11 protein-coding genes are annotated in these 12741 nt (G+C 70.1%); 3 read left to right on the top strand and 8 right to left on the bottom strand.

Annotation, left to right across the window (positions count from 1 at the left end):
• Positions 1 to 266: 266 nt before the first annotated feature.
• The 8 genes from IEY33_RS09950 to IEY33_RS09985 form a co-directional block, all read right to left on the bottom strand.
• Positions 267 to 536, bottom strand: a complete 270-nt coding sequence (locus IEY33_RS09950; protein ID WP_188963321.1) for a transposase — start codon at positions 534 to 536, stop codon at positions 267 to 269.
• Positions 537 to 685: 149 nt separating this feature from the next.
• Positions 686 to 2242, bottom strand: a complete 1557-nt coding sequence (locus IEY33_RS09955; RefSeq protein WP_188962992.1) for a hypothetical protein — start codon at positions 2240 to 2242, stop codon at positions 686 to 688.
• Complete coding sequence (locus IEY33_RS09960; protein ID WP_188962995.1) at positions 2239 to 4686, bottom strand: hypothetical protein; 2448 nt, start codon at positions 4684 to 4686, stop codon at positions 2239 to 2241. The genes IEY33_RS09955 and IEY33_RS09960 overlap by 4 nt, the downstream gene beginning before the upstream one ends.
• A gap of 117 nt (positions 4687 to 4803) precedes the next feature.
• A complete protein-coding gene (locus IEY33_RS09965; RefSeq protein WP_188962998.1) occupies positions 4804 to 5880 on the bottom strand; it encodes a glycosyltransferase family 2 protein in 1077 nt (358 codons plus the stop codon).
• The gene (locus IEY33_RS09970) at positions 5877 to 7154 is read right to left on the bottom strand and encodes a YyaL domain-containing protein (protein WP_188962999.1); all 1278 of its coding nucleotides are present in this window, start codon (positions 7152 to 7154) and stop codon (positions 5877 to 5879) included. Before IEY33_RS09970 ends, IEY33_RS09965 begins: the two co-directional genes overlap by 4 nt.
• Positions 7151 to 7705 (bottom strand): hypothetical protein, encoded by a 555-nt coding sequence (locus IEY33_RS09975; RefSeq protein ID WP_188963002.1) that lies wholly within the window; start codon positions 7703 to 7705, stop codon positions 7151 to 7153. Before IEY33_RS09975 ends, IEY33_RS09970 begins: the two co-directional genes overlap by 4 nt.
• Entirely contained in the window at positions 7702 to 8796 is a 1095-nt protein-coding gene (locus IEY33_RS09980; RefSeq protein WP_188963004.1) for a glycosyltransferase family 4 protein, read from the bottom strand. The genes IEY33_RS09975 and IEY33_RS09980 overlap by 4 nt, the downstream gene beginning before the upstream one ends.
• A complete protein-coding gene (locus IEY33_RS09985; protein WP_229670921.1) occupies positions 8793 to 9860 on the bottom strand; it encodes a glycosyltransferase family 2 protein in 1068 nt (355 codons plus the stop codon). The genes IEY33_RS09980 and IEY33_RS09985 overlap by 4 nt, the downstream gene beginning before the upstream one ends.
• Before the next feature lie 570 nt (positions 9861 to 10430).
• Here IEY33_RS09985 and IEY33_RS09990 point away from each other — a divergent pair.
• The 3 genes from IEY33_RS09990 to IEY33_RS10000 all read left to right on the top strand — a co-directional run bounded on the left by IEY33_RS09990 (position 10431) and on the right by IEY33_RS10000 (position 12741).
• Positions 10431 to 10580: a hypothetical protein gene (locus IEY33_RS09990; protein ID WP_188963007.1), complete on the top strand. Its 150-nt coding sequence runs from the start codon at positions 10431 to 10433 to the stop codon at positions 10578 to 10580.
• 100 nt (positions 10581 to 10680) lie between these two features.
• Positions 10681 to 11649 (top strand): hypothetical protein, encoded by a 969-nt coding sequence (locus tag IEY33_RS09995; protein WP_188963009.1) that lies wholly within the window; start codon positions 10681 to 10683, stop codon positions 11647 to 11649.
• 105 nt (positions 11650 to 11754) lie between these two features.
• Entirely contained in the window at positions 11755 to 12741 is a 987-nt protein-coding gene (locus IEY33_RS10000) for a glycosyltransferase family 2 protein (RefSeq protein WP_188963012.1), read from the top strand.

Here is a 12741-nt window from a genome sequence, read left to right on the forward strand (position 1 = left end):
CGTTCGTCGTGCGTGGCGGCGGTCTTGAACCGCTCACGCAGTTCTTCCAGGGTCAGGTGGGGGATGATCTCAGTCGCTTTGATGGACTCAGTTTATCTCAAAACTGTATGAGGTGGCTTTGATCCGTGCTGGAAGGGTCTCGTCGTGTCTGGGATGCGCCCGGTACGTCAATGAAGAGCGTGGCACGGAGAGTAACTCGCACGCCCGGTGGACCCGGACACCGTGTTCGATCATGGCGTGTGCGGCTCAGAGGCGCTCGGAAGCCGTCAGCGCTTTTTTGCCAGGACCTCCCGCATTCCTTCGATCTCGAGACGCTGCTGTCCGACAATGTTGAGGAGACGGTCGTTTTCGCGTTCCAGTTGTCTCAGCCGTTTGGCTTCGGCGACGCTGGCGTCGCCGTAACGCTTCTTCCAGGTGGAGAAGGACGCGGTACTGCATCCGAGGTCGCGGCAGAGCTCCTCCACGGTTTTTTCGCCCTTCTGAGCGTTCTGGAGGAGGGCAACGATCTGCTCTTCGGTAAAGGTTCCTGCGTTCAGAGGTCATCCTCGCTTTCCGGAGCGCACAAGGGAAGCCCTTGTGCTCCAACGGGAGAGATCCGAATGACGCTCACCAGCTTCGTCCAATATGAGGGGGGTACACCAAGGCCACTCCAGTGCACCCTCCCTTTCCACTCCCAATTCTTGTCCTACCTCTGAAACTGAGTGAGTGGGTGACGCCAGAGGATCTGCGAGGTGCCGTTGTCGTAGATGCGGTCGCCCAGCAGCAGTTCGGGCAGTGGCAGGTTCCAGATGCGGTTGTTGCTGAGGGTCAGCGGGCTTTGAAGAGCGAAGCCGGAGCCGACGCGTTCGGCAGGACTGGCCGACAGGCTGTTGAACCGCGGGACGAACACGCCCGACTCTGCCACGTACGCGAACACGATCCGGGTATCGATGCCGACCCAGATGCTGCTGCTCTGCGAGTGCTGCGTCCACGTGCGTACCGCCTGGATCTCCGAGGGGTGATACCCGAGCCAGCGGTTGCTGAGGACCGGGTCGAGGGTGCTCTTCAGGACACTGCTCGACAGCAGGACCGCGAACACCGCGAGCAGGGCCGCACCCCTCACGGCTGGCCCGCCCGGCACCGTGATGCGGCGCGAGACACGCACCACGAACAGCACGAACTGCGGCGCGGCCCACAGCACCACGTACGAGTACAGCCGCACCTGGAGGTTCGACCCGGCCGCGAGGCCGAGCAGGTCCACGCCGACCGCCGCGGCCAGCTGGACGAGGGACGCGGCGAAGAAGCCGGCCATCAACACGCGCGTCCAGTCGGGCGCGCCGGGGGCGCGGCGGAAGGCGCGGAACTCCAGCAGGGTGTTCAGGACGGCGGAGCCGAGCAGGACCCAGCGGAACGCCGTCACGAACTGGTAGAGGACGGGGTTGCTCCAGTCGCTCTGGATGGCGGTGTACGGGTTGAAGGTCGCGGACTTGAAGTTCAGCAGGTCCAGGAGTTTCTGCGACGCGGTCGTGAGGAGCGAGAAGTCGCTGCGGGCGGGCGGGTACACGTACAGCAGGTCGAGGGTCACGAGGCACCAGCCGCCGAGGACGACGGCGGCGGCCGTCAGGAAGAAGGTGCGCGTGAGGCGCAGGTGCAGCGGGACGTTCGCGATCAGCAGGATCAGCAGGGTGAGCGTCAGCGAGATGAGGAAAGTCGAGCCGAAGAACAGGTTGAGCGCATTCAGCGCGAAGAAGCACAGGGCCAGCGCGGCGCCCCACGTGACGCGGTGCGTGACGGGCGACGCGCCGGGAGGCGGGGTGAGGAGGCGCAGGAACAGCAGGGCGGCGAGCAGGGTGAGCGTCACCGTGAACTTCTCGTGGTTGCCGCGCAGGACCGTGAAGAGGAGTTCCGGGACGAGGAACAGCACGCTGGCCGCCACGAGCGCCTGGGTGCGGCTCGTGAGGTAGCGGGCGTACGTGACGTACCCGAACAGGGCGAGGAGCAGCGAGCCGAGGACCGGACTGTACAGTTGCAGGTAGTCCTTGAGGGTCAGGCCGGTCAGGCCGAGCAGGGTGGACGCGAGCGCCTGGTACGCGTACCCGTGCGTGTACGGGTTGGGGGGGTCGATGGTGGCGGCCTGCTGCATGTTGAAGATCATCTGGCGGAAAACGGCGGTGTCGTTCTCGGACCACAGGCCCAGGTACCGCAGGACGAAGTACGCGCCGGTCAGGAAGGCCAGCGTGCCGAGCGCGGAGAGGCGCTTCACGCGCGGCTCCACACGCGCCATCCGGCGACGCTCGCCAGGGCCAGCAGGACGCTGAGCAGGAGGACGGTGAGGCCCGGTCGGCGCGCACCCTGGAAGAGGGCGGCGGGGTCCGTGAGGCGCGCGTCGCCGGGTGGAAGGTCGGCCATGCCGAGCTGCAGGTCACGGGTTCCGGCGTGCAGCATCACCGCGGACTGTCCGGCGCGGGTGGGCGTCCACGCGATCCGGTACGTGCGTTCGGCGCTGCCGGGCACTTCGAGGGTCGGCCATTCGTGGACGGACGTACCGTTCACGCGGAGGGTCGCCGGGCCGCTCCAGACCTGCGAGCCGGTGTTGCGGAGGGTGACGTTCAGCCAGCCGGGGGTGTTGAGGGTGAGGCCGGATGCGGACGCCTCGCCCTCGAGTCGGGGCGGGGTCTGGGCGGTGACGGTCCAGCCGGCGGGCGTGACGGTCACGGTGTAGCGGCCCGGGTTCAGGGTGTCGAGTGCGGGAACCGTGAGCGCGCCGCTCGCGCGGCGGTCGTCACGGACGGTGAGGTCGAACTGTGCGCCGTCCGGGAGGGCGTGCAGTTCACCGACCTGCACGCCGAGGTACGTGCGGACCTGGCGGGCGGTGCTGGCGTTCGCCTGTCCCGTGAACCACGCCTGCAGGTCCGGGGCGGGCTGGTCGATGCGGTCGCCGGTGACGGCGCGGAAGGCGCGCCAGCTGGCGGCGTCGGTGGGGGGCGTGCCGGTCCAGCGGGCCTGGGGTGCGCTGGTGCGGGTGACGCTGAGTTTGCCGTCCGAGAGGAGCAGGACGGTCGAGCCGAGCCGCGCGAGTTCCTGCACGCGCTCACCGCGGTCCTGCAGGCGCCAGTGGTTCACGTACGCGCTGCCCGCGATCGCGTGCACCTGCAGCTGCTGGCCCTGGGTGACGGGCCACGCGCCGCCCTCGGCGTGCAGCAGGTGCACGCGTCCGTCGACGCTGCCGAGGTACAGCTGCGGCCTGGAGGTCGTCGTGTACCGGTACTCGCCGCGGAACCCGTCGGGGATGTGGCCGAACGCGCCGGGGTCGGCGGTGGCGGTCGTGCCGAGCAGGTACGGGAGGCCCAGTTCGCGCGGCGAGTACGTGTAGATGCCTTCGGAGGATTTCGGGGTGAGGCGTTCGCTTTCGGTGGCGACGAAGGTCACGACGGGCCACGCGCGGTCCGTCACCCAGGCGGGGTATGCCTCGTACGTGGGCGTGTCGACCGTCACGGTACCGCCCGCGACGCGGTTCGTGCCGGTGTAGGGGGCGGAGCCCTGCACTTCGATCTTGTAGTTCCAGCGCTGGTCGCCCGGCGCGTTCCGCCAGGAGTAGCGCACCGTCTGGAAGTCCTGCGGGATGGTGTTGCCCCTGAGGCGGGCGTCGACGCCGGTGGAGTACCGGTCGAGCGGGAAGTACCGTTCGGTGCGCAGGATCATGTTCGGGTGGCCGTCGCCCTGGCCGGACAGGTCGTAGAACGCGAAGGGCGACTCGAAGTCCGTGAGGTTCCGTCCGTTCCGGGCGGCGTTCAGGCTGTACAGCGCGTACGCGCAGTTCTGGTTGCGGACCGCCACGAGTTCCGCGAAGTGCGTGACGCGGCCCCGGGTCCAGTCGACGCCGACGGGGCCGCGCAGCTGTCCGGCGGGCTGTTCGTACGCGGCCTGCGCGGCCAGGAACGGCCATTCGGGTGTCACGCCGAGGTTCAGGGTGGTCGGCGTGACGCACTTGCGTTCGGCGTAGTTGTACCGGATGTACCCGCTCGTCCCGAAGTCCGGCAGGAGGCGGCGGTCGTCCCAGCCGGGCAGGCCGCTCGCGTCGGGGCGGACGCGGACGTCGACGGCCGCCTCGCCGGGGCGGATGCGCGCGCCGGACCCGATTGGGCCGCGCGCCGGGTCGTACGCCTGACCCCACATGGCGTACGCCTGGCCGTACACGTGGACGTCCAGGGCGTAGTTCGGGCGTTCGTTGCGCACCCACCAGCCGCCGTGCGCCGTCATGACGAGCGCGGGTTTGAGCGTGGCGGGCAGGGTGACGGTGTCGCCCGTCACGGTGGCGGGCACGGACGGGCCGTTCAGGGTGGAGGTGTCGTACACGCGGGCGGTGGCGTTCCCGCCCTGCGGGTGGTCGAGCTGCACGGCGAGCCGCACCTCGCCGGACGGAACGTGCGTGTACAGCAGGGTGCCGTGTCCAACGGCGCCCGCCGCGAGCTGTGCGAGCGGGACGGTCCCGTGGTACTGCATCTTCAGGCCGGCCGGGAGGGCGTCGTGGATCGGGGCGGTCGGGGTGGCCTTGACCGGGCTGGGCGCGGTCGTGACGGTCGCGGTCGGGGTGGGGGCGCTGCGCGGCGCGGCGGCAGCCCAGGAGAGCAGCATGCCGGCCGTGACGGCGAGCGCCGCCGCACGGGAGGTCGTGTGTACACCGGGGTGGAGGGAAGGGTTCCGCATACGTGTCACCTGTGGGGGGAGGGGAAGGAGAGGACGGCAGGGGCGCGACGTGAGCAGCGAAGGGACGTGGGGGGGAAGCGCGGCGACGGGACCTTCACCCGGGATGCAGTGGGGGCGTCACCAGGGCGTCTGGCCGCGCAGGATGTCGCGGCAGGCCTTGAGGGACGCCCACAGGTCCCCGGCGGTGTGTACGGCACTGCCGAGCACGCTGGGCGCAAGGCCCGCCTGGCGTTGAAGGCGGGTGCGGCCGATCACGGCGTGCGCGAACAGCAGGGCCGCGAGCACGGCCAGCGGCGGGAAGAGCGGCGAGGCGAGCAGCAGTCCGCTCAGCACGAACGGGACGGCCAGCGTCCGCTGCACGGCGCGCACCTCCTGCTCGGCGCCGTAGCGTCGGCCGAGCAGGTAGGCGTTCCGCAGCCAGCGCGCCTGCTTGTGGGCGTACACGCGGACGGTGTCCGGGTACTCGCTCTCGATGCGCGGTCCGGGCGCGAAGGTGATGCGGTGCCCGGCCTGCGCGAGGACTTTCGCGAGGGTGTAGTCGGTGCCGGACGGTGCGGGGACCGAGAAGGCGCGCGTGCCCTTCAGGGCGTCGCGGCGCACGGCGGCACTGCGGCCGAGCAGGCCGTCCACCGGTTCCGCACGGCCGGGCAGGGTGGCCACCTCGGTCGCGTAGTGCGAACGGACGAGCGGGATGCTCAGCTGCGCCCGCAGCGGCATGGACGCGCCGGTCACGGCGGCGCTGCCGGACGCGTGGAGCGTGCCGAGCAGGGCCTGCACCACGTCATCCGTGAGGCGGCAGTCGATGTCGGTGAGCAGGATCACGTCGCCGTCGCTTTCCTCCAGGCTGCGTTCCAGGGCCTTCTGTTTGCCTTCGCCGGGCCGCTGTTCCAGCACCACGTGGTCCGGCGCGAGTCGGCGCGCGAGCTCGAGGCTGCCGTCGGGTCCGCCGACGCACAGCACGAGCTGCAGGTTCGGGTGCGTCAGGGCACGGAACGCCTCCATGAAGGGCGGCAGGTCGTTCGCGGCCTTCCAGCCCGGCACGAGCACGCTGACGCGTTCGGGAGTGACCGGGAGGGCGGGTGGTGCGGCGGTGTCGGTGGGTGCCGGGGGCGTGCCGGTCCGCCCGCGCCGCAGCTGCAGGGCCGTGAAGGCCGCGAGCGCGGTGAGGGTGACGGCGGTTCTGAGGTGTTTCATCGGAGTTCGGCCTCCTGGCCGGTCTGTGAAGCCCACACGGTCCCGCGGTCCCAGCGGTACAGTTCGTGGCCGGAACGGTCCGTCACGCGGACGCCTCCGGGATCGTCGTGGAAGGTGCAGGGCGTGCCGAGCCATGCCGCGTCCCGCTGCACGGCCGGCAGGCCCGCCGGGGCCGCCGGGACCGGGCCGTCCACGAGGTGCGCGAGGAGGCGCAGCACCTTGTCGTTCCAGCCGACCACGCCGAGCAGGTCACGCGGATCGGTGTGGCCGGGACGCTGCGTCACCTGCGCCGAGAAGCCCTCCGCGGTCGGGAAGGCGCCGTTGGGGAGCTGCGCGTCCAGCAGGCGGGCGAGCGCGGCGTCCGGCACGGTGCGCCCGCCGACGTGCTGCGCGTACAGGATGTCGGCCGTCCCGGCGTACCAGCGCGGGTACTCGGCGCGCTGTCCGCCCGCGTACACGATCTGCGGCCAGCTGCCGTCGCGGTTCATCCAGCGGCCGAGCAGGTCGAGGATCCGTTCGGCCGCGCGGGCGTACTCGGGGCGTCCGAGCTGCTGCGCGCCGAGCAGGAGGGGTTCCACGCAGCGGGCGTTGTAGAACGGGAAGTACCGGCCGTCGCCGCGGCCCGCGCCGGGCGCGTACTGATGGACCTCGCCGCCGGGCTCCTGGTAGCGCAGCACGTCGTCGAGCGCCGAACGGGCGAGGTCCAGGTACGGTCTTCCGGCCGGTCCGAGCCGGTCCGCGAGCCGCAGGAGTGCCTGCGCGAGTGTCGCGAGCTTGTTCGGGACGCGTCCCTTCACGCTGCGGTGGTCGTTGAAGCCCTGCCCGTCCCAGAGCGCGGCGATCACGGCGTCCAGGTTGTCGCGCGCCACCTGCAGGTACACGTCCGAGTGCGGGAGGCTGTCGAGCGCGTCCAGCAGGCCCAGGCTCGCGGCGGCCTCGTGCGGGGTGCCGAGCGTGCCGGGGTTGATCTCGAAGCGGGACGCGCGGTACAGGCCGTCCGGGCCCTGACCGTGCCGGAGGTCCTCGGCCGCGAGGATCGCCCGCTGCCGCCACACGTCGTCACGCGTCCGGACATGCAGCGCGTGGTACCCGACCAGCAGGCCCTCGTACCGCCAGTCGAGCCCGGGACCGGCATACAGCATCCGGTTCTGCCAGTAGTGCGCGACCGGTCCGCCGTACCCGCCGTCCTGACGCATGCTCTGCAGCCACGCGTCGAGGCGCGTCACGGCGCCGGTCACGCGCGCCGTGACGGCCGACGGGGCCGCGGCCGTCACGCGCGCCTCCAGATGGAGAGCACGTAGTACGCGGGCACGCGTTTCACGCTCACGAAGGAGCGCCGCATCGCGAAACCCGCGCGGTCCGCGAGGTCCGGGCGGCGCGCCAGGTACGCCAGGCGAATGCCGGCCCCCCAGGCGCGGACGCCCCAGGTAAGCAGGTACCGGGATTCCTGCAGCGTGAAGCGGGCCGGGAGGGGCGGCACGTCCCGCAGGGCGCGCGGGGCGAGCGGACCGCCGTGCAGCACGGCCACCCACTGCGCGCCGTTCAGGTCGTGTTCGTTCACGCCGCGGAAGTCGAGCGCGGCGACCCCGGTGTCGTCGGCGTGCGCCGGGGTGAGCCAGCCGCGCAGTTCCGCCTCGGCCTCCAGGCCGGGAGCGGGCAGGCGCGCCTGCAGGAAGCCGACCCCGGCGAGCGCGGCGCGGCTGAACACCTGGTCGAGCAGGTACGACCACGCGAGTTCGTGGGCGCCCTCCACCGCCGGGACGAGCGGGTGGTGGCGCGTGACCGTCTGCACCTGCATCTGGGCGGTCTGCGTGCGGACGTTCAAGCGGTCACCTGCGCGTACAGGCCTTCGAGGGTGGACGCGATGACGTTCCAGTCGTACAGGCGGTGGACCTTGGCCCGGCCGCGCGCGCCCATCTCGCGCGCCTGCCCGGGATCGCCGAGCAGCGTCGCGAGGGCGCGCGTGAGGCCGTCCACGTCGCCCGGCTCGACGAGCAGGCCGTCACGGCCGTGCTCGACGACGGTCCTGACGCCCGGCAGGTTGGACGCGATCACGGGCGCGCCCGCCGCCATCGCCTCGATGAGCACCATGCCGAACGCTTCACCCTGCGTGGTGCTCGGGAGGACGCCGACGGTCGCCTCGCCGTACAGGCGTGCGAGTTCCGCGGGCGGAACACGGCCCGCGAAGCGCACCCTGCCTGGCGCGATGCGTGCCGCGAGCGCCTCGTACTCGCCGCGCAGGTCGCCGTCCCCGACGATCACGGCGCGCGCGTCCGGGAGGCGCGACACGGCCTCGATCAGGACGCGGACGCCCTTGAAGTGGTGCGCGCTGTCCAGACCGCCGACCAGCAGCGCGTACCGTTCGCCGCTGCGGGTGCCGGGCAGGAACTGCTGCACGTCCACGCCGTTCGGGAGGACCGCGAAGTTCGCGCCGCGCGGCGTGGTGCTGCTGAAGAAGGAGTGCTCGGCGTAGTCGCGGGACGTGCCGAGCAGCAGGTCCGCCTGGCGCAGCACGAGCGGCTGACTGGTGGCCGTGTACGCCCGGAAGATCAGGCCGCGCGCGCCGCCGGCGAGCAGGTCGTTGTGGTACGTGATCATGAGCGGGATGCGGTAGCGGCGCGCGGCGAGCGCCGTGAGTTCCGCTCCGAAGATGAACGGGTAGTGCAGGTGGATCGCGTCGAAGCCGCGCAGGGCCGACACGAGGCCCGGCGTGAGCGGCGCGTTCCCGATCCGGAACACGGCGGGCAGTCGGCGCACCTCGAACGGGAACTGCATCTCGGCGTCCCTGGGGGTGCTGGCCGTGAACACCACCACCTCGTGTCCGCGTTCGTGCAGCAGGCGGGCGTTGTGGTACGCGACGTTGCCGGTGCCGGCCCAGTAGGGCGGGAAGGTCGCGGTGACGTGCGCGATCTTCATGCGTGCCTCCGCAGGGAGAGCGGGCGCAGCAGGGCGTACACGGGCGTGGTGACGGCGTTCAGCGCGCGGCTGGCGAGGCCGCCCGTGAGCTGCGCGAACGGCAGGGTGAGGGCCGCGCCGTCCAGCAGGTCCGCGTCGCTGCAGGTCCGGCGTCGCTGCACCTCGCGGCGTGCCCGGCGGATGCCGGGCGCCTGCTGCCACAGCCAGACGTACACGCGGAAACGCTGCCGGGCGTACTCGGCGCTGCGGACCGCGTACGCCCACGTGGCGAGTTCGGTGAGCAGCAGGGCCGGGAGCAGCTGCACGAGCGTCGACGCGCTCAGGGTCTTGAAGAGGGTGAGGAGGCGGTTGCGTTCCAGGTAATGGAGCTTTCGGGGCGTCATGCCGAGCGTGTAGTGATGCGTGACGGACGCGTCCGCCTGGCACAGCAGCCGGTACCCGAGCAGCCGGGCGCGCAGGGAGAGGTCGGTGTCCTCGTGGTACATGAAGTACTGCTCGTCGAAACCGCCCAGCTCCACGAACGACGACGTGCGCGCCAGGATCGCCGCGCCGGACAGCAGCGGCACGGTGTGCAGTCCGCCGTAGGCGGTCGGGGCCTCGCCGAGGCCCAGGCACCACGTGAGGCCGGTGTAGTGCATCTCGTTGCCGCAGGCGTTCACGCGGCCGTCCGGCTGCACGAGTTTCGGGGTGATGAAGGCGTCCGGGTACGTGATCGCGGTGCGCAGCAGGAGGGAGAGGGCGCCGGGCGAGACCTCGGTGTCGGGGTTGAGGATCAGGGCGTACGGCGTGGAGGTGTGGGCGAGGCCGAGGTTGTTGCCGCCCGCGTACCCGGTGTTGGCGGGATTGCGCAGGACCGTGACCTGCGGCCAGCGCTGTGTGAGCCATTCGGCGACACCGTCGTGCCCGTGGTTGTCGATCACCAGGATGCGCGGCGTGTGGTCGGGGTGCTGCACCAGGGTGGGCAGGCAGCGCTCGAGGTCCGGGCGGCTGCCGTAGCTGACGATCACGACGGTGAGGAGCTGCGGCAGACTCGTGGGCGGGTCGGTGTGGGGAGTGTGGGTCATGGTCGCTCCGGGAGGGTGGGTGTGGGGGTCGGCGTGCTGGCGGTGGCCGGTCCGAGTGTCACGATGATGCCCTGCCGCATGTGTCGGAAACGTTAACGAACGTGTCTGCACCGAGGATTTCCTTGACGCGCCGTGCGGGCGGCGTGCCGGATCGCCGGGGGGAGTGGCGGGTGACCCGGGGAGGACCGGAGTGAGCGGCGGACCTGCGGACCATGAGTGTCTTCATCTTCCTTCATGAGTGGGGGTGTGGAGGCGGGGTCTTCCGATTTACGGTTTCTGTTCCCTGGCACACCAAATGCACACCACACGGCGTCGCGGGGCGTAAAAGAAACGTAAATCCAAAATGCGGCTGGAGCCGCGCCGGGACGGCATTTATCGCCACTTGACGGGAGGGACGGGAGGACCTAAAGTGCAGTTACCCTCATCAGGGCTGTGGAGTAATTCACACTTCCGAACCGCCTCACATCGCCCGACAGCAACGAAGTGAACTCTCATCAGGCCCTGATGGGGCCGGGACGTCACACCTCGATTCCACCGTTTCGTCGTACCACGTTACCCAGGGAGGGAATTATGAACGAAGAGCGTCAAGTCGAAGAGCGCAACGAGCAGCCGAAGGTGCGGCAGGAGTACCAGACCCCCACGCTGGAAAGCCTGGGCGAATGGAAGGAACTCACCCGCACGCTCCCCGGCACCGGATTCGGTGGCGGGCAGGGCGGCTGACCGAAGCACACCACGCACAAGGGCCACACGCCCTTGTCGAGGGAAGGATTCACGACGCGGAGCCTCGGGGAAGAGACCGCGACGTATGGAGGGGAACAACGTGAAACGATTTGTCCTTGGAAGTCTGATGATCGCCGGACTGGCCGCCTGCGGTCAAACCACCACCACCACGACCACCCCCGCCGCCGACACGCAGCCTGTCGTGCTGGGCTTCGCGGCCGTCACGTTCACCGACGTGAACACCGACCACATGACGGTCTCCGTCAAGACCAGCTCCGTCGCGGACGGCGTGGCCGGACTCGACTCGCAGGTGCTCAGCCGCCCCGCCGGCATCACGATCTCGCAGTCGGTCATCCGTGGCGCGTTCCAGGACGCCACCAACCGTTACCTGTACACCACGCTCGACGTGAGCAACAGCACCAGCAGCACGTACAAGAACGTGACGCTGCTCGGCTACAACGTGCCCGGCTACAACGTCGGGGACACGTCGCTCGCCAGCGCGACCCGCCAGGACGGCGCGGTCGTCGATCAGGCGCAGGCCCGCACCATCGCGCCCATCAACACCCGCGTGGAAGACCCGAACACCGGCGACGCCACCATCCCCAACCTGAAGGCGGACTTCCAGGTGTACAGCGAGAGCTACATCCAGAACATCACCGACTTCATGAACACCCGCTACGGCGCGGCTTCCACGGCCTTCCCCTTCGGCTTCGTGGCGCGCAGCAGCACCGCCAAGACCACCTCCCGCAGCATCGCGCCCGGCAGCAAGACCGGCCAGGTGAGCGTGGCGTTCGTGGCGCCCGACAGCACCCCGCTCAACCAGGGTGACGATGTCCGCACCTTCACCTGGTACGGCATCATCACGGCGGACGCCGTCACGACCGCCTCCGCCGACTCGCTCGAGAACACCCTCGACCGCGCCTGCAGCGTCGTCACGAACTTCGGCGGCAGCGAGGTGCACGGCTTCAACACCCAGACGGGCGGTGCGCTCTGCACCAAGAACACGGTCGCCAGCGCCCGCATCGCGGGTGACGACAGCGCGCCCGCCACGGCCGTCATCACGCACTGACCGCAGGTTCACTGAAGGCAGGGGGGCCCGCACCGCGCCGCCCTGCCTCAGTTCACGAAGACACGAGGCGAAGGTCCAGCCGCACGGCATGATCCGGGGGGAAGCATGACGAATTACACCAACATCAAAGAAACGGAACGGCCGGGACTTCTCGGCCCTCGGTCCACGGGCATCGTGGCCGTGATCCCGGCATTTAACGAAGAACGGTTCATTGCCAGCGTGGTGTTTACCACCCTTCAGTTCGCGGACAAGGTCATCGTGGTCGACGACGGCTCCAGTGACCGCACCGCCAGCCTCGCCGAGAAGGCGGGCGCCATGGTCGTCCGCCAGCCGCTCAACATGGGTAAGGCGCAGGCCCTCAACGCGGGCTTCAAGGCCGCCCGCCGCCTGGAGAACGTCGCCGTGGTGGTGTGCCTCGACGGTGACGCGCAGCACGACGCGCGCGACATTCCGGCCGTGGTGGCGCCCGTCCTGGCCGAAGAGGCGGACGTCGTGATCGGCTCGCGCTTCCTCGACATCAAGAGCGACATCCCCGCGTGGCGTCAGGTGGGGCAGCACACGCTCACCACCGTCACGAACATCGCGAGCGGCGTGCACACCACCGACTCGCAGAGCGGCTTCCGGGCCTTCTCGCCCGCCGCCGTGGAGGCGCTGCACTTCACGAGCACGGACCTGTCGGTCGAGTCGGAGATGCAGTTCCTGTTCCGGCCCGCCGGACTGCGCGTGGTGGAAGCGCCCGTGAACGTCCAGTACCTGGACGGCAACAAGCGCAACCCCATGATTCACGGCCTGCAGGTGCTCGACGCGCTCCTGAGCCTCGTGGCGCGCCGCCGCCCGCTGATGTTCTTCAGCCTGCCGGGACTCGTCAGCACCCTGATCGGGCTGCTGCTGAGCGTGTACCTGGTGCACACCATGATGGTCAGCGGCAACCTGCCGGTGGGCCTCGCGGTGCTCGTGGCGTTCCTGGTGTCGGGCGGCATCACGGTCGGCGTGACCGGGATCGTGCTGCACAGCATGCACAAGTTCGCGGAACGCGTGGACCAGGACGTGCGGCAGTCGCTGAGCATCTACCTGGAGCGCGTCACGAACTGA

Source organism: Deinococcus aquiradiocola (assembly GCF_014646915.1).
Classification (GTDB): Bacteria; Deinococcota; Deinococci; order Deinococcales; family Deinococcaceae; genus Deinococcus; species Deinococcus aquiradiocola.

Excerpts from the sequence above, each read along its gene's own strand:
- IEY33_RS09960 (WP_188962995.1), bottom strand. The coding sequence starts at position 4,686 with ATGCGGAACCCTTCCCTCCACCCCGGTGTACACACGACCTCCCGTGCG.
- IEY33_RS09965 (WP_188962998.1), bottom strand. The coding sequence starts at position 5,880 with ATGAAACACCTCAGAACCGCCGTCACCCTCACCGCGCTCGCGGCCTTC.
- IEY33_RS09980 (WP_188963004.1), bottom strand. The coding sequence starts at position 8,796 with ATGAAGATCGCGCACGTCACCGCGACCTTCCCGCCCTACTGGGCCGGC.
- IEY33_RS09985 (WP_229670921.1), bottom strand. The coding sequence starts at position 9,860 with ATGACCCACACTCCCCACACCGACCCGCCCACGAGTCTGCCGCAGCTC.
- IEY33_RS09990 (WP_188963007.1), top strand. The coding sequence starts at position 10,431 with ATGAACGAAGAGCGTCAAGTCGAAGAGCGCAACGAGCAGCCGAAGGTG.
- IEY33_RS10000 (WP_188963012.1), top strand. The coding sequence starts at position 11,755 with ATGACGAATTACACCAACATCAAAGAAACGGAACGGCCGGGACTTCTC.